This is a genomic window from Sorangium sp. So ce204 (assembly GCF_051526795.1).
GTDB classification, from domain to species: domain Bacteria; phylum Myxococcota_A; class Polyangia; order Polyangiales; family Polyangiaceae; genus Sorangium; species Sorangium cellulosum_B.
In genome coordinates this window covers 9,947,523-9,967,636 of the sequence record NZ_CP150317.1, presented here as the reverse complement: position 1 = coordinate 9,967,636, position 20,114 = coordinate 9,947,523, and the positions used below count along the sequence as shown (strand labels likewise).

Annotated in this window: 13 protein-coding genes; 5 read left to right on the top strand and 8 right to left on the bottom strand. The window is 71.9% G+C overall.

Annotated features, from left to right (window positions below; genetic code table 11):
• Positions 1–65: 65 nt before the first annotated feature.
• Positions 66–2,456, top strand: a complete 2,391-nt coding sequence (locus WMF22_RS37400; RefSeq protein WP_437294718.1) for a protein kinase domain-containing protein — start codon at positions 66–68, stop codon at positions 2,454–2,456.
• Positions 2,457–2,548: 92 nt separating this feature from the next.
• Here WMF22_RS37400 and WMF22_RS37395 read toward each other — a convergent pair whose 3' ends face one another.
• A complete protein-coding gene (locus WMF22_RS37395) occupies positions 2,549–3,730 on the bottom strand; it encodes an FIST signal transduction protein (RefSeq protein WP_438032849.1) in 1,182 nt (393 codons plus the stop codon).
• A gap of 133 nt (positions 3,731–3,863) precedes the next feature.
• Between WMF22_RS37395 and WMF22_RS37390 the strand changes: the two genes are divergently transcribed.
• On the top strand, positions 3,864–4,619 hold the full coding sequence (locus tag WMF22_RS37390; protein WP_272104357.1) for a PP2C family protein-serine/threonine phosphatase: 756 nt from the start codon (positions 3,864–3,866) through the stop codon (positions 4,617–4,619).
• Positions 4,620–4,652: 33 nt separating this feature from the next.
• Complete coding sequence (locus WMF22_RS37385; protein ID WP_012239557.1) at positions 4,653–4,970, top strand: hypothetical protein; 318 nt, start codon at positions 4,653–4,655, stop codon at positions 4,968–4,970.
• A 66-nt stretch (positions 4,971–5,036) separates the two neighbouring features.
• On the opposite strand, the gene WMF22_RS37380 is transcribed toward WMF22_RS37385, so the two are convergent.
• Both WMF22_RS37380 and WMF22_RS37375 read right to left on the bottom strand, forming a co-directional pair.
• Positions 5,037–7,094 (bottom strand): PrkA family serine protein kinase, encoded by a 2,058-nt coding sequence (locus tag WMF22_RS37380; RefSeq protein ID WP_012239556.1) that lies wholly within the window; start codon positions 7,092–7,094, stop codon positions 5,037–5,039.
• Positions 7,095–7,373: 279 nt separating this feature from the next.
• Positions 7,374–8,567: a YcbK family protein gene (locus tag WMF22_RS37375; protein WP_438032848.1), complete on the bottom strand. Its 1,194-nt coding sequence runs from the start codon at positions 8,565–8,567 to the stop codon at positions 7,374–7,376.
• Positions 8,568–8,857: 290 nt separating this feature from the next.
• Between WMF22_RS37375 and WMF22_RS37370 the strand changes: the two genes are divergently transcribed.
• The gene (locus WMF22_RS37370; protein WP_438032847.1) at positions 8,858–10,342 is read left to right on the top strand and encodes an IS4 family transposase; all 1,485 of its coding nucleotides are present in this window, start codon (positions 8,858–8,860) and stop codon (positions 10,340–10,342) included.
• 105 nt (positions 10,343–10,447) lie between these two features.
• Here the strand turns inward: WMF22_RS37370 and WMF22_RS37365 are convergent, their stop codons facing one another.
• Entirely contained in the window at positions 10,448–11,446 is a 999-nt protein-coding gene (locus tag WMF22_RS37365; RefSeq protein WP_438032846.1) for an L-threonylcarbamoyladenylate synthase, read from the bottom strand.
• Positions 11,447–11,669: 223 nt separating this feature from the next.
• On the bottom strand, positions 11,670–13,589 hold the full coding sequence (locus tag WMF22_RS37360; RefSeq protein ID WP_438032845.1) for an ATP-binding protein: 1,920 nt from the start codon (positions 13,587–13,589) through the stop codon (positions 11,670–11,672).
• A gap of 708 nt (positions 13,590–14,297) precedes the next feature.
• Between WMF22_RS37360 and WMF22_RS37355 the strand changes: the two genes are divergently transcribed.
• On the top strand, positions 14,298–15,137 hold the full coding sequence (locus WMF22_RS37355; protein ID WP_437294713.1) for a hypothetical protein: 840 nt from the start codon (positions 14,298–14,300) through the stop codon (positions 15,135–15,137).
• A gap of 123 nt (positions 15,138–15,260) precedes the next feature.
• Here the strand turns inward: WMF22_RS37355 and WMF22_RS37350 are convergent, their stop codons facing one another.
• The 3 genes from WMF22_RS37350 to dnaB are packed head-to-tail and all read right to left on the bottom strand — an operon-like array spanning position 15,261 to position 20,041.
• Positions 15,261–18,050: a CehA/McbA family metallohydrolase gene (locus tag WMF22_RS37350; protein WP_438032844.1), complete on the bottom strand. Its 2,790-nt coding sequence runs from the start codon at positions 18,048–18,050 to the stop codon at positions 15,261–15,263.
• A gap of 44 nt (positions 18,051–18,094) precedes the next feature.
• On the bottom strand, positions 18,095–18,523 hold the full coding sequence (locus WMF22_RS37345; RefSeq protein ID WP_437294711.1) for a hypothetical protein: 429 nt from the start codon (positions 18,521–18,523) through the stop codon (positions 18,095–18,097).
• 15 nt (positions 18,524–18,538) lie between these two features.
• Positions 18,539–20,041, bottom strand: a complete 1,503-nt coding sequence (gene dnaB / locus WMF22_RS37340) for a replicative DNA helicase (RefSeq protein WP_437294710.1) — start codon at positions 20,039–20,041, stop codon at positions 18,539–18,541.
• Positions 20,042–20,114 lie beyond the last annotated feature (73 nt).

Below are 20,114 nucleotides of genomic sequence, written 5' to 3'. Positions count from 1 at the left end.
CTCGACCGGCCGATCCCGTGGGCTAATCTCGTGACGCGGGGGGCAACGGCCGCCGGAATTCCCCTATGCCGCAGAGCTTCAAGGACGACACGATCCACGATCTTCCGCTCGCGGCGAGCGGCGCGCGGCAAGCGGCCGACCCCGCGGACGCCGTCGCGACCGGCCCGCGGCAGGTCCTCGCAGGCCGGTACGAGCTCCTCGGGCTGGTCGGCATCGGCGGGATGGGCAGCGTGTACCGCGCCCGCGACCTGGAGCTCGAGGAGCTCGTCGCGGTCAAGGTGCTGCGCCGGGAGCTCAGCGTCGCGCCCGAGGTGACCGAACGGTTCCGGCGCGAGGTGCGGCTCTCGCGCAAGGTCACGCACCCGAACGTGGCGCGGGTCTTCGACATCGGCGAGCACGACGGCGACCGGTTCCTGACGATGGAGTTCGTCGACGGCGAGCCGCTCGCCGCGCTGCTCGCGCGCGAGCGGCGGCTCGGCGTGACCCGCGCGCTGGACGTCGTGGAGGGCGTCTGCGCGGGCCTCCACGCCGCGCACCGGGCCGGCGTCATCCACCGGGACCTCAAGCCGGACAACGTGCTGCTCGGGCGCGACGGGCGCGTCGTGCTGACCGACTTCGGGATCGCGCGCGCGGTCGCGAGCGGCGAGGCGGGCAAGACGCTGGGCGCGGTCATGGGGACGCCGGCGTACATGGCGCCCGAGCAGGTGCAGGGCGCCGACGACGTCGACGCGCGCGCCGACCTCTACGCCCTCGGGGCGATGCTCTTCGAGATGCTCACGGGCGAGCGCGCGTGGCAGGGCGACGCGCCGCTCGCCGTCGCCGCGGCGCGGCTCTTCGCCGACCCGCCGGATCCGCGGCTCCGGCGCCCCGACCTGCCCGACGCGCTCGCGCGCGTGGTGCTCCGCTGCATGGCGCGCGAGCGCGGCGACCGGTATCCGTCCGTCGAGAGCGTCGTGCACGACCTCTCCTCGCTCACCCGCCCGGCCACGGTGACGCCGCCGGCGTTCACGCCGCCGCAGGAGCGGACGGCGGTCTCCGGGGTGACCCCGGGGGCGGGGGCCGAGCACGGCGGCAAGAGCGTCGTGGTCCTGCCGTTCGCGAACCAGGGACCTGCGTCGGACGCGTACCTGGCCGAGGAGCTGACGGACGATCTCGTCGACACGCTCTCCATGACGCCGGGCCTCCGGGTGAGGCCGCGCGGGGCGCTCGGGCGGCGCCCGTCCTCCGAGCTCGATCCGCGCGAGGTCGGGCGTGAGCTCGGGGTGCAGGTGGTCGTCGGGGGCTCGGTGCGGCGGCGCGACGGCACGGTGCGGATCAGCGCGCGGCTCATCAGCGTCGCCGACGGGTTCCAGCTGTGGGCGAAGCGCTTCGATCGCCCCGAGGCGGAGGTGCTGCGGATCAACGACGAGGTGGCCGAGGCGGTCGCGGGGGCGCTGACGCTCGACGGGGCCGCGCCGAGCCGCACGTCGCCGAGCGATCCCGTCGCGCTCGACCTGTTCCTGCGCGGGCGCCACGAGTACCGCAGGTTCTGGCCGGAGCACCAGGAGCGGGCGATCGCGCTGTTCGAGCAGGCGCTCTCGCGCGCGCCCGAGGATCCGATGATCCTGTCGGCCTACGCGCTCGCGCGCTCCCGCTTCTGGTTCTTCACGGACCGCGGCGGGGAGCTGGCCACGGAGGCGGCGTCGCGCGCCGTCGCCGCGGCGCCCGGGCTGCCGGACGCGCGGCTCGCGATGGCGTCGGTGCGGTTCCAGCGCCTCGACGTGGTCGGCGCGATGCGGGAGCTCAAGGCGGCGCTCGCGTGCCGCTCGGGCAACGCCGAGGCGGAGGGCCTCATCGGCCACATCCTGCTCGAGTGCGGCGCCTTCGAGGAGGGCGCGCGGCGCGCGCGGTCCGCGCTGGCGCGCGATCCCGAGGTGGTGCTGGCGGCGCAGGCGCTGGCGCGCGCGTACACGCTGCTGGACAGGTGGTCGGAGGCCGACGACATGATCCAGGCGCATCCGATGGTGGGGAGCGGATCGGGCTACACCGTCCTGCGGATGCGCCGCGTGCTCTGGCAGCGCGACCCGGAGGTGGTCGAGAAGCTCTCTCAGAGGCGGGTGAGCGAGGCCTTCCCGGACCTCCCCACGCCGTTCGCGCAGGTGATCGATGACCTCATGGAGGGGCGGCTCTCGGACGTCCGGCCCGTGCAGGTCGAGGGGGAGCGCCCGCCCGTCACGGCGCTGCGGCGCACATCGTTCATCCGGCAGCTCCAGGCGGAGTTCGCGGCCTTCCTCGGCAAGCGAGAGCTCGCGCTGGACGCGCTCGAGCTCTCGCTGGCCGACGGCCTGTTCGACCTGATCTGGCTCGAGCGCTGTCCCGTCCTCGAGCCCCTGCGCGACGAGCCGCGGTATGCGGCCGTCCACGCGGCGGTGCAGCGGCGGGCCTCCGCGGTGGTCGCGGTCTACCGCGAGCGCTGAGGCGAGGCGCTCGGCTCGGCGCGCGGAAGAGCGCTCGGCTCGGCTCGGCGCGCGGAAGAGCGCTCGGCTCGGCTCGGCGCGGGAAGAAGCGCTCAGCTCGGCGCGCGGAAGAGCGCGAGCACGCCGGTGTAGAGGGCGAGCCTTGCCTGGCCCCGGGCCCAGGGGGCGATCTCGAAGCTCGAGTGCATGCCGGCGATCGGGAGGTCGGCGAAGCGCTGGCGCAGGATGCGCGCCTCGACGTCGAGCGTCCCGTACAGGCCCTGGCCGCGCCCGGCGCAGGTCAGGTAGAGCGCGAAGCGGGGGGCCGACCCGAGCGCGCTCCGGGACACCTGCCGGGCGATCCCCTCGAGCCCGGCGCGGCCGATGGCGGCGTCGCGCACCGCGAAGGCGAGGCGCGCGCCGGGCCTCGCTTCGTCGCCGAGCAGGAGCCCCCGCCGCGACGGATCGATGCCGCGGACCGGCCGCAGCACGTAACGCACGGAATCCGGCGCCTCCGCCTCGGCGTCGCCGCGGTCGGCGCCCGGCGCGCCCGGTGGATCGAGCGGCGGGTCGGCCAGCGCGGCGAGGATGAGCTGCTGCGCGCTGGGCGGCTCGCCGAGCGTGGCGGTCGCGGCGGAGAGCAGGTCGAGCGCCGGCCGCCCGCCGGCGCGGAGCACGACGCCGCCGCTCGCCTCGTCGATGCGGTGGAAGCCGGAGAGCAGCCTGGCGGCGGGCGAGGCGTCGACGAGCGGCGGGGCGAACCCGGTGATGGCGAGGCCCGTCGCCGGGCCCTCGATGAGCTCGCCCTGCGACGTCACGCCGATGGCGGAGCCGGAGGCCGTCCCGGCGCCGAAGAGGCACGCGTTCGGCGCGGACAAGGCGAGCGCCTCGAGCCGCTCGGGCGCGAACGCCCCGGGCCGGGCGAAGAGGATGGCCGTCGCGGAGCGCTGGCCGACGGTGCGGGCGAGCGCCTCGCGCAGGAGGCGGCTCGGCTCCTCGGCGCGCTCCGGCAGCGCGAAGGGGGTGACCTGCCCGCCGGACCACAGCACGCCGCTCGCGCCGGTGTCCCCCTCGATCTCGCCGCGCTCGCTGAGCACGCCCGCTGCCGGCACGACGCAGGCGGGGACGCCGCGCCAGGCGCCGCGGACGAGCTCGGCGATGCCCGAGGCGCGCTGGGCGAGCTGTCCGGAGACGAAGACGACCCCGCCCGACGGCGACGGGACCGCGCTGCGCAGGTCCGCCAGGTGCTGGAGAAGGCCGTCCGGCCCACAGGTCGCGGAGAAGCTTCGTGCCATGGCTGGCTCGCCCATCCTAACCGAGCCTCCGCCCACTCGACAGGCCCCGCCCAAGAAGTTTATCGTGCGACAGTCGCGCCGGCGCCTCGGGGATTTCCTCACGGGACGGCGAGCGAAGGACCGGGCAAGCTCGATGAGGATCCAATCATTTGGCCGCACCGATGTCGGGCGCCACCGGCGCGCCAATGAGGATGCGTTCTTCCGGGACGACGAGCTGCGCCTCTACATCGTCGCGGACGGCATGGGCGGGCACGCGGCCGGCGAGGTCGCGAGCGCCGAGGCGGTCGAGACGATCTACGGCATGGTGAAGCGGGGCCTGCCCGCCATCGGCGATCCGAACGAGCCGCTGACGCAGCCCAAGGCGCGCGCCGTGCTGCGCATCCTCGAGGGCGCGATCCAGGCGGCGACGTACATGGTCTTCGCGATCGCCGAGCTCGATCGCGACAAGAGCGGCATGGGCACGACGATCAGCGCGGCGCTCATCGTCGGCGGCGCGCTCGTGACCGGCCAGGTGGGCGACAGCCGCATCTACCAGGTCCGCAACGGGACCGCGGTGCAGATGACCGAGGATCACACGCTGATCGCGTGGCAGATCAAGAACGGCCTCATCTCCGTGGACGAGGCCAAGAGCTCGCCCCACCGCAACGTGATCACGCGCGCGGTCGGCAACCGGGACTACGTCGAGGTCGACACCTCGATCGTCGCCGTGGAGGAGGGCGATCGCTACCTGCTCTGCTCCGACGGGCTGCACGGGTACCTCCACGCCGAGGAGGAGGTCGCGAGCATCGCCTCGAAGGGCGGCGACGTGGCGGTCGACCTCTTCATCGACCTCGCGAACCGGCGCGGGGGGCGGGACAACATCACCGCGGTGCTGGTCGAGGTGGGCTGACGCGCCCGCGCCAAAGTCGGCTACGCTGCCCGCATGGCGCTGAAGGACAGACTGGTCACCGAGGGCATGAGGCTCGCCGCGAACCCGAACGTGGCGAAGCTGATGCAGGACGAGCGGTTCATGCGGCTGTTCATGACGGCGATGAGCGTGCCCGGCCGGGTCTCCTCGTTCACCGCGGAGCAGAAGGAGACGTTCGCCAAGGCGATGGGCCTCGCGTCTGTCGAGGAGGTCCGCGACCTCAAGCGCACGGTGGCCTCGCTGGAGCGCGAGGTAGCGACGCTCGAGCGCGAGATCGCGAAGCTCCGGCGGGACGGGGAGCGCGAGCTCGCGAAGGTCAGGCGCGAAGGCTGAGCTTGTAGGGCGAGGGCGAGCGGCGCGGCGCGCGCTGCAGAAGCGCCGCCGCGCCCCCGCGACGGGTCACTTCGTGTCGCCGCGCGCGTAGATGCTGGCGACGTAGTCGAGCACGTCGCGCGCCGAGACCTCGTTGTACCCGAAGTACTTGATCATCCGGGTCTTGATGATGTCGATCTTCTCCTGCGTCTCCTTGTCGATGACGCTCGACACGAGGGTCTGGAGCTTGATCGCGTCCTTCTGATCCTCGAACAGCTTGAGCTCGAGGGCGCGGCGCAGCCGGTCGTTCGTGTGCCACTCGAACTTCTTGCCGTCGACCGCGAGCGCGCCGATGTAGTTCATGATCTCGCGGCGGAAGTCGTCCTTGCGGTTCTCGGGGATGTCGATCTTCTCCTCGATCGAGCGCATCAGCCGCTCGTCGGGCTCGACGTCCTCGCGGGTGAAGCGGTCCTTCACCTTCTCCTTCAGGGTGTAGGCCTTGATCGAGTCGATGTAGTTCGCCGCGAGCTTCTGGATCGCGTCCTCGTCGGCGCTGATCGCCCGCTGCACCTCGTTCTTGACGATCTCCTCGTACTCGCGCTTCACCATGCCGATGCACTCGGTGTAGCGCTTGCGCTGCTCGTCGTTCGTGATGAGCGAGTGGTGCCGGAGGCCCTTCTCGAGCTCGCTCATGACCATGAAGGGGTTGATCGTCCCCTCGCCGAGGTCGTTGACGAGCGCGTTCGAGATCTTGTCCTGCACGTAGCGGGGGCTGATGCCCTCCATGCCCTCGCGCGACGCCTCCTTGCGGAGCTCCTTCACGGTGTCCTGCGTGTAGCCGGGCAGGACCTTGCCGTCGTAGAGCTTCATCTTCTGGACGAGCGACAGGTTGTGCTTCTTCGGGTCCTCGAGCCGGGTGAGCGCGGCCCACATCGCGGCGACCTCGAGCGTGTGCGGGGCGATGTGCTTGCCGCGGATCTTCTCCTTGTTGAAGTCCTTCTCGTAGATCCGGATCTCCTCCGACACCTTCGTGATGTACGGGATGTCGATCTTGATCGTGCGGTCGCGGAGGGCCTCCATGAACTCGTTGTTCAGGAGCTTCTTGTACTCGGCCTCGTTGGTGTGGCCGATGATGACCTCGTCGACGTCCGTCTGGGCGAACTTCTTCGGCTTGATCTTGTGCTCCTGCGACGCGCCGAGCAGGTCGTAGAGGAACGCGACGTCGAGCTTCAGCACCTCGATGAACTCGACGATGCCGCGGTTCGCGATGTTGAACTCGCCGTCGAAGTTGAAGGCGCGCGGGTCCGAGTCCGAGCCGTACTCGGCGATCTTGCGGTAGTTGATGTCGCCGGTGAGCTCGGTCGAGTCCTGGTTCTTCTCGTCCTTCGGCTGGAAGGTGCCGATGCCGACGCGGTCCTTCTCGCTGAGCACGAGGCGGCGCACGCGCACGTGCTGCATCACCTTCGACCAGTCGCCGCCGTACTTGTCCATCAGGCGGTTGAAGATGAAGCGGCACGCGGGGTCGAGGTCGCCCTCGGTGCGGACGTGGTGCTGCGCGCTCGAGAGGCCGAGCTCGCGGAACGCGCGGTCGCGCCACGCCGGCGGGACGAGGCGCAGCGGCTCCTCGTGCATCGGGCACTTGAAGCGGGCGCTCTCCGTCCCGGCCATGCCGACGTCGTCGAGGTTCACCCAGTCGAACGTGTAGAGCGCGCCGTCGGGGGTCGTCGAGTAGTGCTCGATGCCCTTCTTGAGGAGCCGGGCGATCGTCGACTTCGACGAGCCGACCGGGCCGTGCAGCAGGATGACGCGCTTCTCCGGGCCGTACCCCTCGGAGGCCGCCCGGAGCACGTGGACGAGCCGCATGAGCGGGATGTCGAGCCCGTACACGGCGTCGGCGCCGCCGTGCATCTCGTCCTTGAAGAAGTTGTACCGGATGAGCTTCTTCTTGTTGTCCGTGTACTCCTCGATGCCGTAGCGGATGATCATGTCGTACGCCCGCTGGAACGCGTTGCGCGTCACCTGCGGGTTCTGGCGCACGATCTGGAGGTACTCTTCGAACGTGCCCTCCCACGCGAGATCGCGGTAGAGCGCGAAGTCCTGCATCGCCGCGATCTTCTCAACCATCCCTGTCCGCAACTCGCCCATTTCGCACCCTTTTTCTCCAGGGCGACCGCGGGGCGGCCTTGGCCGCCGGAGGTGCGGGGGACAGATCTCGGCTCGCCGAGCTCCGCCCCCGTCTCGCGTCGCGCGCCCAGGGGGAAGACGCCAAGCTTAACACCGATCTCGGGGAGGCAAGTCACCGCGCCCCGAGGCGCGCCGCATCATCCGGAACGGGAGCGCGCATCCGGAACGAGAGCGCGCGGCGGAGCAGCCGGTCGCGCCGGTGGACGTGCGAGGTGCGAGGGCGACCGCGGGGAGGCGACGTCAGCGAGGCGTGGCCCCGCCGGAGCGCGCGCCCTGCGCGCTTCCCCAGGAGAGCCCGCCGCTCTCGACGACGCCGGGCCAGGAGTCGACGTATTCCGACGGCTCGCCGGGGCCGGAGATGTCGATCCAGAAGACGCGCCCGGCGCCCGGGCGGCGCACGTCGACATGGACGAACTTGCTGTTCGGGTAGAACCCGCAGCCCACGTCGTCGAGCGTGCGGCAGAACTGAAACAGCGCGGTGTTCGGGACGCCCCTCACGAGGATGTCCATGGCGCGCCCCTCGGCGTGCTGGCTGTGGTGGGTGCCGGAGCTCGGCTTGCGCGCGGCCGGCGCGTCGCGCGTCGTCGGCGCCCGCGGCCTGTACCCGCTGAAGATGTAGAGCCCGCGGCGCGGGAAGGCGTCGGCGATCTGCTGGAGCAGCCAGAGCAGGCGCGGGTGGACGAGGCGGACCTGGGGCACCCACTCGAGCGCCCGCTGCCATGTGTCGGCGTCGGGCTCGTCGGGGAGCTCTGCGCCCGGGTCGGGCGCGTCGGGCGGACGGGCCATGATCGACAGCCGATCCAGCGCGCCGGGCGCGACGGAGCCGTCGCAGCGCACCAGCTCGAAGGCGTCGTGCTGGCCGCCGTACCGGGCGAACTGGACCGGGCCTCTGCGGCAACGCCAGTCGATCGGCTGCTTCTTCGGCGGATCCCAGAGCAGATCGAAGCCGTTCGACGAGAGGCTCGGCCCCGTTGTCGCGAGCACCGGCGGGCCGAGGATCGGATCGAGCTGGCGGAACCACGCCGGCGCGGCCGGATCGAGGTGGAGGGTGCCGGGCGGCTCGAAGGGGGTGAAGGGGGACCAGGCGCTCGCGAACGCCGTGGAGCCGAGGGCGGGGGAGGCGAGCGCGTGCTCGCCGAGCGCGTCCGGCCGCGCGCCGCCCCAGGCGAGCTGCCACCATGGCTGCTGCCGCCATTTCCCGTAGGCGCTGCTCAGGTAGAGCCGGAACGGTCCGGGGCGCTCGACGGCGGCGTTGTGGAAGGCGCGGAGGAGCGGCAGCTCCGGCGCGACCGTCTCGTTCAGGTTGAAGCTTGCGCGCTTCGGCGGCTCGTCGAGCAGGCTGGCGCCGGCGCGCTGGGGGGCGGCGACGAGCGATGTAGCGAGGCCGAGGGCGGTCGCGAGGCTGAGGACGGCGGCGCGGGACGTTGCCGGCATGGGATCGATGAGGGGGCGCGGGTCGAGCGAGGAAGGTAGCTCACCCAGCGGGCGGGCGACCCTGATTTGCCACAAACCGCCAGCTTGGGGGATGAAAACACACCCGCCGGGGCGAACCTTGGGCGTCAACCAAGCTTCGCGCCGCGTTCTCCTGCATCCGAACGTTTACGTGGTCGTGGTCGTGGTCGTGGTCGTGGTCGTCAACGATCGGCCGTGAACGACCACGACCACGTCTGAGGATCCCGCACATTTCTTGATCCGTTTCGGACCCGCCAAGCGTCTGAAATGTCATGGGAAATCCCGATGTGCCGGAAGCGATGCCGTCGATCGTGCGCGAGTTCGAGACGGTGCAGCTGGGCGATGCGCGCCTGCATCAGCGGGTCCGGGCTGTGGTGGCACGGCTGAGCGTCGCGCCGGGCGAGAGCTTCCCGGACTCGCTGAAGACCGAGGCCGAGCTGGAGGGCTTCTACCGGCTCCTTGGCAACAAGCGCGTGTCGTATGGTGCGCTGGTGCAAGCCCACAGCCAGCAGACCCTCGAGCGGATGGCCGGTCACGGCACGGTTCGCGCGGTGCATGACACCACCGCGGTCGCCTTCGACGGCGACGGAGCACGCAAGGGGCTCGGTCCGCTCAACGGCAAGGACACGCAGGGCTTTTTGGCGCACGCAACGCTCGCCGTGGCCACCGACGCGATCAACCAGCCGCTCGGAGTGCTGGGCCTTGCCTGCTGGGCCCGCAAAGCCTCCACCCTCTCCAAGAGCTCACGCAAGAAGAACAGGACCGGCAGCGACTATGCGCGCGTGACCGACAAGGAGTCGACGCGCTGGCTGCGGCAGGTAGAAGCGGCCGAGCAGGCCGTGGGCGACCGCACGTCGCTGCTGCACATCATGGACCGCGAGGCCGACGCCTACCCGCTTCTGTGCGCCATGGTCGAGCAGGGCCACCGCTTCGTCGTGCGCATAGCGCGCGATCGAAACGTGTCGGAGCTGGCCGAGGACGAGGAAGAAACGCTCGACGACAGCGCACGGCTACGGCTGAGCGAGGCGCTGGTCGAGCTGCCGATCCAGCTCAGTCGCGAGGTCGTGCTCACCCAACGCCGCGCCGGCCCTGTCCCGGCGAGCAAGCGCGCGCACCCCGAGCGCTCGGAGCGGAGCGCCACGCTGGGCGTCGGCGCCCGGCGCCTGGCGCTGCGCCGTCCGTACTACCTGCCCGAGCTGGCCGAAGAGCTCGCGGTCAACGTCGTGCTGGTACAGGAGATCGACACGCCAGCGGGCGAGGAGCCGGTCGCATGGGTGCTGGCGACCAACGAGCCCATCGACACGCCCGACCAGATCGCAGCGATCGTCGACCATTACCGGGCACGGTGGCTCATCGAGGAGTTCTTCAAGGCCCTGAAGACCGGCTGCGCCCTCGAGACGCGCCAGCTCGAGAGCTTCCGGAGCCTGACCAACGCGCTGGCGCTGTTCGCCCCGATCGCGTGGCAGATGCTGCTGCTGCGCTCTCTGTCACGCCTTGAGCCCAACGCGCCCGCGGAACGAGCCCTGAACCCGACGCAGCTGAAGCTGCTGCACCAGCACCAGCCCAAGAAGTTGCCGGCTCAGGGGGCGACCGTAGTCGATGCGCTCTACGCCGTTGCCGGTCTTGGTGGACACCTCAAGCGCAACGGCGCCCCCGGCTGGCTGACGCTTGCGCGCGGAATGCAGACCTTGCTCATGCTGGAGACGGGCTGGAACGCCGCCGTTGCCAACACCGCGAAAACTAAGGGGGAAATGTGATCAATCCTCAGACGACCACGTAAACGTTCACGACCATGTTCACGTCCACGTTGACGTTGGTGACCCGATGGGCGGGCTTCGTGCCCTGAGCGTGCTGGCGCTCGTTCAGGGCGCCGCGGAGGCGCGCGTCAGCCTGTCGCGCACCGCGTCCCACGCGGGATCCTCGGGCACGGCGGCGATGACGATCACGTCGCAGCCGGCGTCCTCGAGCCGGTGCAGCGCGGCGTAGAGCGCCGCGGCATAGCCGGCGGGATCGCCGGGGAGGAGCTCGGCGTGCGGCCCGGTCGCGGTTCGGCGGCCGTGCTCGACGGCGCCGGCGCGCGACCCGGCCTGCGCGGCGCGAGCGAGCTCGCCGCGGACGGCCTGCGCGGGGACCAGCGCGACCTGCGCGCGGGGGGCGTAATGGCGCGCGTGGGTCCCCGGGGACGGGGCGCGCTCGGCCGGGGCGGTGATCAGCCCGGCGGTCATCTGGAGCGGCGCGAGCGGCACGAGCGCGGCGATGGCCTCGGCCGTGACGTGCCCCGGGCGGAGCACCCGCGCCGGCGAGCGCGTGACGTCGACGATGGTGGACTCGATGCCGACGGCGGTCGGCCCGCCGTCGAGGATCGCGTCGATGCGACCGCCGAGGCTCTTCTCGACGTGCTCGGCGGTGGTCGGCGAGATCTCGGTGGAGCGGTTGGCGCTCGGCGCGGCGATCGGCAGCCCGACCGCGTCGAGCAGGGCGCGCGCGACCGGGTGGACGGGGACGCGGATCGCGACCGTCGGCCCGCCGGCGGCGACCACGTCGGCGACGCGGTCGGGCCGGCGCGCGACGATCAGGGTGAGGGGCCCCGGCCACATGGCCTGTGCGAGCCGCTCCGCGTCCGGCGGCCAGCCGTCCGCGAGGGCGCGGGCGGACGCGACATCGGGGACGTGGACGATCAGCGGGTTGCCGGGCGGCCTCCCCTTCGCCTCGAAGATGCCCCGCGCCGCGCGCGCGTCGTCGGCGCGCGCGCCGAGGCCGTACACGGTCTCCGTGGGGAAGGCGACGAGCCCCCCGCGGCGGAGGATCTCGGCGGCCCGTGCGATGGATGCCGCGTCAGCGGCGAGCCGCTCGGTTCGCATGCGCCGCGGTCCATGTTGCCCGGGCGCGCGGGAGGCAAACGAAAACCGACGCGCGCTGTGCAGGCCGCTGGGCGCGCGGTGCGGGCGCCGTCGCGCTCACGGCTCGGCCGTGCGGCCGGCCGCCGGGACCGTGCTCGCGGCGGCGATGAGCTTCTTCACCAGCTCGGGGACGCCGGCCAGCCAGTCGTAACCCACGGTCAGCGTCGCGTCGGTCTCGCACGCCTCAGGCGCGCTTCCGGCGCCCTGCTGTCGGCGGGAAGAGCGACGAGAGCTCCAGAATCGGAATCACTCGCTCTCGTCCGTTCACCTCATGGACAATCTCATGCGTGTCGAGCGGGGGCACGAGCGCGCTCTTTGCCCGCTTCCGTAGCCTGCCGATCCCTGCGGAGCTCTCCTCGTAGATGTCTCCGACCCGTCCGACCGACCAGCAGATGATGACGTCGATCGCTTCGAAGAAGTGATGTATGGGGTTGTTCGCTGATACGTCCAGCTTGAACTCCACCCGGACATGCGCTTTCTTGTCGCTCAGCAGCCTCGGCTCCCTGAGCTTGCCGATCGCGTCGACGCCCTCTGTCGCGTCGTACTCGATGATGTGGATCGGCATCTCGAAGCGCCCGGAGATCAGCCCGTACACATAGAAGAGCTCCTGCTCCGAGCGTGGAGCCTTGAGGAGGAGGGAGTGATCCTCGCCGAGCTCGGGCAGCCCTCTGACCTCCATCGGATCGATGCCATCCTTCTTCGAGCTCAGGCCGATCCATTGCTCCACATCGTCGAGCCGCTTCGCCATCTGGGCGATCTCTCGGTCCTTGCGCCGCTCGAGGGTCGCGCTCTTCAGTCGCTCCACCCACTCCCGGAAGCTCGCCTGCCGCAGCGCCTGCTCGAGCACGGCCACGAGCGCATCCTCGATCTTCGCCTCGAGGCTCGCCTTGTTGGAGACGTCGTTCCGGTTGGCGGTCAGGCGGAAGCTCTGGTGGTTGATGAACACCTTCCAATTTCGCAGGTTGGTGATCTCGAACCGTAGCCTGGAGGACGCGGCTCGATCGAGCGCCTTGCGCAGCAGATCGTTCCGCTGGGTGATGGGGATGAAGTCTCGGCACAGCCAGAGGCCGAAGCGCTGCTCGAAGCCGTAGATGCCGGGATGCCCCGACCACATCGCCTCCATATAGGTCTGGAGCTGGCGGCGATGCCCCTCGACGCGCGCCACGATGGCGATCCCGTCCTCGGTCGTCCAGTTGGCGGGCGAGGTGAGCCGGATGGCGCTCGTGTCGTCGCGCACCCGGGTCGCGCCGACGGTGCTCTCGTAGGTGTCTGCGAAGCGGTGGCCATAGGCGAGCAGCCCGGGCTGGCTCCTGAACTCGTCGATGTCGTCCTTCCAGGCCAGCAAGAACTCCTTGTCCCGGTTCGTCGGTCCCAGGCCGATGGGATAGTATGCCTTTTCCCCGTTGGTCCGGAGTCGGACCTCGATCGGACGGATCTCGCTGTCCTGCGGCCGCAGGTCGTCGAGCATCGGATCCTGCGTCGCGATAGCCCGGTGGAAATCAACTCGCCTATCGTAGAGCCCGGAGCGGATGTCTCCCACGGCGGTGAACCAGTCACAGTAGGATTCCACCCTCGTCCGGTTGAGCAGCTCGGCCCGATCCTCGAAACGAACTTGCTCGATGAGGATGATCGTGCCGGTCGCCTCCTGGAGCCCGATCTCCTCGATCTCCTGGTAAAGGAGATCTTCGGGCCCCAGCGCGTGCTCGGGAATATCAGCTTCGGCCCTCTCGAATGGCATGTCGAGCGTGGTTGCGCACCAGGCATCGGAAGGGCTGGTGCGAGTGGCGACCGAGAGCCGTCGGCAGTCGAAGAAGAGCTTGGTTCCATGCCCTTTGTACCCGATCGGCTGCGTCGACGTCGGTTTCGCCGACGCTCCAACGCCCCAGAACGCCTCCAGGCGCTCTCTGTCCATGCCCTCGCCGTCGTCGGCGATGGTGACCGTCACCTCGTTGCGCTGGTCCTTGGCCGTCTTCACCCAGACCCGCTCCGCGCCGTGATCTTTCGCGTTCGAGAGCGCTTCGCGAAGGATCTCCAGCGCGCTCACCTTGTTCTCGGCGAGCTCGCGAACGAGGTTCCGGATGTCGAAGTTGCGGCGGATGGCCATGCGAGCTCCTCGTGAGCGCCCGATCCTCGGGCGATGTGCACACTACTCCATCCACAAGTCCCCGGCTATGGACGCCAGGCGGAGCGCCTGAGCAGGTCGAACGTCCCAGACCTTCGCTCGTCGACCATCTCGGGCGTGCCGAAGCGCAGCGGGTATCGCGCCTTCGACAAACCGCGCCGAGCTGTTTCGCTGCACCTCTGCCGTCGACGTGCTCGAGTGCCCGGCGTGCAAAGGCTGGATGAAGCTCGTCACCATGATCACCGAGGCAAGGAGCATCGCCCGCTTCGTCGCCGCGCTCCGCGAGCCGGTCGGCGTACCAGGTACGCGCTGCTCATTGGATCAACCGGTGTGCTGCCGAGGCGTCTCGACCCCTCCGGCCGCTCGTTCGGAGGCCCCCCGCGTGGTCTCGACCCATCGCGAGGCTCCTCTTGAGCCGATGGCCTGGTCGAGACCACGCCGTTTGTATGAAAAGATCCATTTCTTTCGATCGGGACCTGTTCCCGGGCCGAAAAGATCCTCCGCGCTCGATCGCGACCTGTCCGCGGCCTCGCGACGAGCGCCAGCGCTGGTCGTGACCTCCGGGACAGCATCTTTTTGACCGGCCGGGTCGGTCCTGCGCCGTCGCGAACCGGCGGGTCGCTTGACGGGCTCTGCAGCTCCGCGATCTCCTGGCCGGACGCTGTACCCCGGTCAAGGAGGTCTTACGCGATGTTGAAGCACCTGATGATCGAAGAGATGGTCGCGCTCGTGTCCCCGTGGGTCGAGAACGCGCAGCGGAAGCGGCTGTTCCTCTCGATCCCCGAGATCGCCGGCCTGCACCCGAAGGCGGTCGCGGCCCACGACGCCGTGCTCGCGGTGCGCCCGACCAAGGCGGGGCCGTCGGGCGAGATGAACGCCTTGAACGATGAGCTCGCGCGGATCGACGAGCGCCACGATCACCTCGCCAAGGCCGTCTGCTGGGGCATCGACGCGCACCGCGAGCACTGCCTCGGAGAGGACCCTCCGGACAGGGAGCGCGCCGCGACCTGCGACCAGGTGCAGCCGAAGCTGTTCCCGAAGGGGCTCACCATCATCAAGGCCTCGCCGACCGCGGAGGCGGGCAACACCGCGCGTGTCGCCCGGCTCCTCGACGAGGAGCCGTCGATCGGCGAGTTCCTGAAGGGGATCCCGGCGCCCGGGAAGACGACGCTGCTCCACACGGCGCAGCGGTGGATTACGACGGGCAAGGAGCTCGAGGCGATCGAGCACCGGCGGGACGAGCTCGCCGCGAAGGAGAAGACGGCGCCGGTGACCAAGGCGACGATCGCGGCGGCGCGCAGCCAGTGGTTCCGGGTCGTGTCCGCGGTGCTCTCCAACCTGGAGCTCTCCGACGCGCCCATCGAGGCGATCGAGACGATCCGCGGGCCCGTGCTGAAGGCCTCGGAGCGGGCCGGCAAGCGGTACGGCGGGGCGCCCGCGGGCCAGGGGTCGAGCGGGCGGGAGACGGAGGAACCGGCGGTGGGTGAAGAAGAGGGACAGGAGGCGGCGCGAGGGGCGGCGAGCTCGTGAGCTGAGCCGACCCCGGCGAGCGCCGCGCGAGGTCAGCTGCCGGCCGGCTCGCAGCAACGCGTGCTGCCCTCCTTCCCGCGGGGCTGCGCTGCCGTGCCCGGCGCGCCACGGAGCTCGCCGCGCTCACGGCGCCGCGGCGCGGCCGAGGGAGCGGCCGTCGCCGTCGGCGTCGATCCAGAGCGGCGCCGTCATCGCGAACGGCAGGATCTCGCCCGGGTCCCCCGCGAGCACCGGCTCGAGCGGGCGACGCCCCCGGACGATCGCGACGACGAAGGTGTCCTCGGCGACGGAGATCGCGCCGCGCGCGCTCTGCCCGGACCCGCGGTCGCCGCGCGCCGCGCCGGCGCGGGCGTCGGGCCGCGGCGGTCGTCGCCCGCCGCCGGCCCCGAGGACGATGGGGATCGCGATCTCGTCGAGGAGCGCGCCCGCGGGCGTCGTGCGCGCGCCCTCCAGCGGGATCGGCGCGCCGCTCGAGACGCCGCCGACGAGCACGTGGAGCTCGCGCGCGTCGACCCACGGGGCGCGCTCGACGCGGATCGAGAGCGACAGCGGCCCGCCGCGGGACCCGCGCCGCACCGAGGCGACGCCGCCCTGGCGGGTGTCGCCGAGGCGCATCGTCACGAACGGGCCGTTCGTGATCACGACGTCGCGACGGCGCCGCAAGCCCGCGACGAGATCGGCCACGTCGAGCCGGCCCGGATCATCGTCGGCCACGGCGACGTAGGTGCGCGGGGTACCCGCCTCCGCGCCGTGCAGCCCGTGGCTGTCGCTGGTCGCTGTCGGCGTGACCGGGCGGGACGCGCGGAGCAACACCCAGAGATCCTCGAGCGCGCGGTCCCGCGCGGCCGCGTCACGCCCGGTCCAGACCTCGACGGCGTCGGCGCCAGCGCCGTCCCCGACGATCTGCGCGAGCAGGCTCGGGCCCTGATCCGGCGCGGCCTGCGGCGCCCCGGATCCGTGCAGCGGTGAGCCGCCGCCGTGCTGCCGGCTCACCTGGACGACGCGCTCGCCGGGCAGCGCGCGCACCTCGCGGAGGATCTCGCTCGCGGTCTCGTCGACCCACCGCAGCGCGCCCTCGCGGGGCGCGGCCGCCTCCCCGCCGAGCGGGAACACGCCGAGGCTCCCGAGCCCGGCGCCGCTCCGGCCGCTCGTGAGCTCCACGCCCGGGAGCATGCGCAGCCGCGCCTCGAGGCGCAGCGCGGCGACGTCCCGCTGGAGGTCCGAGGCGAGGTTGTGCTCGCTCGCCACCGCGCACTCCACGCCTTCCGCCGCGTTCCAGACGAGCCGCGCGGCCGAGGAGACGCCCGCGTCGGCGCTCCGCGCCGTGTGCTGCCGGAGGTCGCAGGCGATGTAGCCCGACGTGTCGACCACCCGCTCCAGCGTGAGATCGAGCCGCGACGTTCCGCCGTCCGCGATGTCGACCGTCGCCTCGGCGAGCGCATACTCGGGCCCGCGCGAGGCGACGACCCGGACTCGCCCAGGGGGAAGGGAGACATCGAGCTCGCCCAGGAGCGCGAGCCGGGGCGGCGAGAGGGCCTTGCCGGTCGCGGCGTCGAAGAGGCTGACCTTCGCCGGCGCGAGCGGACCGAGGGGATCGGGGTCCGCGGCGGGCGCGGAGGCGCCGCCCTCGTGCACCCCGAGGTAGAGCCGGCCGGCGCCGGAGAGCGTGAGCCGCACGGGGGCGATCTCGCCAGCGCGGATCCGGATCCGCGCGCCCCCCAGCGCGCGGCGGCCGCTCCCTTCGAAGCCGACGAGGTAGAGGCCGGGCGGCGCCTCGGCGGCGAGCGGCGCGCCATCGCTGGTTCGCAGCCACAGATCGAGCGCGGCGGCGGGCGGCGCGGCGCCGTCCTCGGCCTCGGCGATCGGCGTCAACGTCGCCTTGCCGGCGAGGGGCGGGAGCGGCGCGCCGCGGCCGTCCACGAGCTCGAGCGCGACGCCGCCGGGCGCGCCGCCGCCGAGAAAGAAGAGCTCCGTCGCGACGGCGAGCGCGTCGCCGCGCGGCGCGATCGCGAGGATCCGCTGGTACGCGGCGCGCCCGCCGGGCGGCAGCGCGGCCTGCCGAGCGAACGTCACGTCGCTGAAGCCTTCGCCGCTCCGCGCGCGGACCGCGGCGCCATCCACCGGGGCGAGCGCGTACGCGACGCCGGCCCCGACGCCGGCCAGGTACGGCGCCTCGTGCTCGCCGCGGAGCCCCGGCGCCATGCCGGGCGCGACGTGCTCCGCCGCGCCCCAGTGGACGACGTCGCCGAGGTCGAGCGCCTCGACCGGGCGGTCGCCGTCGTTCCGGAGCGACGTCGTGATCATGACCGCCCGGTCGCGCGGCCGGAGCGTGTAGCGGGTGGTGACGGAGAGCGCGCCGCCGGCGAGATCGCGCCTGCGCACCTCGCCGCGCGCCTCGATCCAGGCGGCGCCGTCCTCGCCGCCGCCCGTCGTGATGTCGCGGTAGATCACCTGCCGCGGCGGCGCGCCGAGCCGCGTGACGATCTGCCCGAGCTCGTCGCGGCGCGCCCGCGCGTCCGCCGCGTCGACGAGGTTGCCGCCGCTCTCGGCGAGGCCAGCCCCGGGGCCGGGCTGATCGACGACCACGGCGATCTCGTCGTTCTCGAGCACGTAGTCGCCGGGCCGCCCCGCCGCGAGCGGACCGGAGAGCGCGTCCGCGGGCCCCGCGATCCGCCGGACGCGCGCCGGCCGCGCGGCGCCGCCGTCCGTCGGGCAGAGATCACCCTGCTCCGCGCCGCCGCGGCCCCACCGGCAGAGCATGCCGAGGCGCTCGACAGCGCCGGAGGACACGACGACGCTGCCGCCCTGCACGGGCGGCGCGCAGGTCGCGGAAGCGAGCGCGAGCGCGAAGAGGCGCGCCGCGCGCCCCGCGGGGCTTCTGGGGGTGCGGGGGCACTCGGGCGAGCGGGTCATCGATCCTCTTCCGACTCCGATGCGCGGCCGCGGCGCGCCTTGGGTCAGGAGCGCTCGGTGGCGAGGACGAAGAGGGCGGCGAGCCCCAGGCCGACGCCGAGCGCGCGGCGCGCGGTGAACACCTCGCCGAAGAGCAGCGGCGCGAAGAGCGCGGCGATCGCGATGCCGCCGGCGAACACGATCGGCCCCGTCGCGGTCACCGGACCGCCGATGCGGAGCGCCATGAAGGTGAGCGTCGCGACGCCGCTGATGCACAGGCCGGCGGCGCAGGCCCAGAGCACCCCCTGGGCCGTCGGAGGCGTCTCCGCGCCAGGGCGGATGAGGAGGAAGACGAGGATCCCGACGGCCGCCGTGCCCTCGAGGCACAGCGCGCCAAGGACGTCTCCGATCCGGCCTGCCGCCGCGCGCAGCATCAGGTAGTGACCGGCCATGCAGAGCGCGGCGAGGAGGGCAGGGACGTACCAGGCGGTCATGTCGTGCGTCGCAGCCTACTCGTCGTCGACCATCTCCGGGTAGTCGCCGGGCGCGAGGTTGTCGAACCGGGTGCACGACGAGGTGAACCGCGTGAGCACCTTGCCCGTCGGCCCGTTGCGCTGCTTGGCGACGATGATCTCGGCGATGCCTTTGTGGTTGGTCGTCTCCGGGTTGTAGTACTCGTCGCGGTAAATGAAGATGATGTTGTCGGCGTCCTGCTCGATGGCGCCCGACTCGCGGAGGTCCGACAGCTGAGGGCGCTTGTCCTTGGTGGTCCGTGTCTCGACGGCGCGGTTCAGCTGGGAGAGCGCGATGACCGCCACCTTGAGCTCCTTCGCGAGCTGCTTGAGCCCGCGGGAGATCTCGCTGATCTCCTGCTCGCGGCTGGCCACGCCGTCCCGGCCCTTCATGAGCTGCAGGTAGTCGATGACGACGAGCCCGATGCGCCGCCCCGAGCTGCCGTCGCTGGGCGGCCGGTCGTACTCGGCCTGGATGCGCCGCACCTTGGCGCGCAGCTCGAGGAGCGTGATGGCCGGCGTGTCGTCGATCCAGATGGGCAGCGTGGACAGGAACGAGGCGGCCTCGGTCAGGCGGCGCCAGTCGTCGGGCTGGAGGAAGCCCTGGCGGAGCTTGCCGACGTCGACGCGCCCCTCGCTGCAGACCATACGTGTCGCGAGCTGCTCGCGGGGCATCTCGAGCGAGAAGACGGCGGCGCCGAAGCCGGGGTCGTGCCGCTCGACGCCGTGCCCCGACTGGTCCGGCCCGGGGGAGCTCACCGTGCGCGGCGACGCCACGTTCACGGCGAGGTTGAGGACGAACGACGTCTTGCCCATGCCGGGGCGGGCGGCGATGATCGAGAGGTCGCCGTCGTGCAGGCCCGCCGTCTTGGCGTCGAGCTTCTCGTACCCTGTCGAGATGCCGGTGATCCGGTCGCCGCGCTCGGCGGCGGCGGTGATCTGCTCGAACGCGGCCTTGAGCACCTGGGCGATCGGCTGGGTCGCCGTCCCCTGGGGCGTGCGCGCGAGCTGGTAGACCGCCTGCTCGGCGCCGTCGATGAACTCCTGCACCACCCCGACGTCGCCGTACCCCTCGGCCGCGACGCGCTGGCACGTGGCGATGAGCTGCCGCACGCGCCATTTCTCGTAGACGACCCGCGCGTGCGCCGCGACGTGCGCGACCGCGGGCGTCGCGTCCGCGAGCTGGGCGAGGTACGCCGCGCCGCCCACCTGGGCGAGGCGCTCCCGGTCGCGCAGCCACGACGCGACCGAGACGATGTCGATGGGCGTGCCGGCGGCCGCGAGCTCCTGCGCGGCCTCATAGACGCGGCTGTTCGCCTCGCTGTAGAAGTGGTCCGCCTTCAGGATCTCGAGCACCCGATCGAGCGCGTCGCGGTGCAGCAGGATGGCGGAGAGCACCGCCGCCTCGGCGTCGAGGTCGTGCGGCGGCACGCGTCCGGCGACGATGGGAGGCTCGATCCTCTGAGGCCGCTGGCCCCGGCGCTCCATCATTCTCATCATCCGTGCTTCTCCTCCCCACCGATTCCCCCCATCCCGCCCCGAGCTTTTCCACAGGTGCCGAAATGGGCGACGC

Bases quoted from the DNA above. Each gene is read 5' to 3' on its own strand.
- WMF22_RS37345 (WP_437294711.1), bottom strand. From the start codon at position 18,523: ATGACCGCCTGGTACGTCCCTGCCCTCCTCGCCGCGCTCTGCATGGCC.
- WMF22_RS37390 (WP_272104357.1), top strand. From the start codon at position 3,864: ATGAGGATCCAATCATTTGGCCGCACCGATGTCGGGCGCCACCGGCGC.
- WMF22_RS37380 (WP_012239556.1), bottom strand. From the start codon at position 7,094: ATGGGCGAGTTGCGGACAGGGATGGTTGAGAAGATCGCGGCGATGCAG.
- WMF22_RS37375 (WP_438032848.1), bottom strand. From the start codon at position 8,567: ATGCCGGCAACGTCCCGCGCCGCCGTCCTCAGCCTCGCGACCGCCCTC.
- WMF22_RS37365 (WP_438032846.1), bottom strand. From the start codon at position 11,446: ATGCGAACCGAGCGGCTCGCCGCTGACGCGGCATCCATCGCACGGGCC.
- WMF22_RS37385 (WP_012239557.1), top strand. From the start codon at position 4,653: ATGGCGCTGAAGGACAGACTGGTCACCGAGGGCATGAGGCTCGCCGCG.
- WMF22_RS37350 (WP_438032844.1), bottom strand. From the start codon at position 18,050: ATGACCCGCTCGCCCGAGTGCCCCCGCACCCCCAGAAGCCCCGCGGGG.
- WMF22_RS37360 (WP_438032845.1), bottom strand. From the start codon at position 13,589: ATGGCCATCCGCCGCAACTTCGACATCCGGAACCTCGTTCGCGAGCTC.
- WMF22_RS37370 (WP_438032847.1), top strand. From the start codon at position 8,858: ATGGGAAATCCCGATGTGCCGGAAGCGATGCCGTCGATCGTGCGCGAG.
- dnaB (WP_437294710.1), bottom strand. From the start codon at position 20,041: ATGATGAGAATGATGGAGCGCCGGGGCCAGCGGCCTCAGAGGATCGAG.
- WMF22_RS37395 (WP_438032849.1), bottom strand. From the start codon at position 3,730: ATGGCACGAAGCTTCTCCGCGACCTGTGGGCCGGACGGCCTTCTCCAG.
- WMF22_RS37355 (WP_437294713.1), top strand. From the start codon at position 14,298: ATGTTGAAGCACCTGATGATCGAAGAGATGGTCGCGCTCGTGTCCCCG.
- WMF22_RS37400 (WP_437294718.1), top strand. From the start codon at position 66: ATGCCGCAGAGCTTCAAGGACGACACGATCCACGATCTTCCGCTCGCG.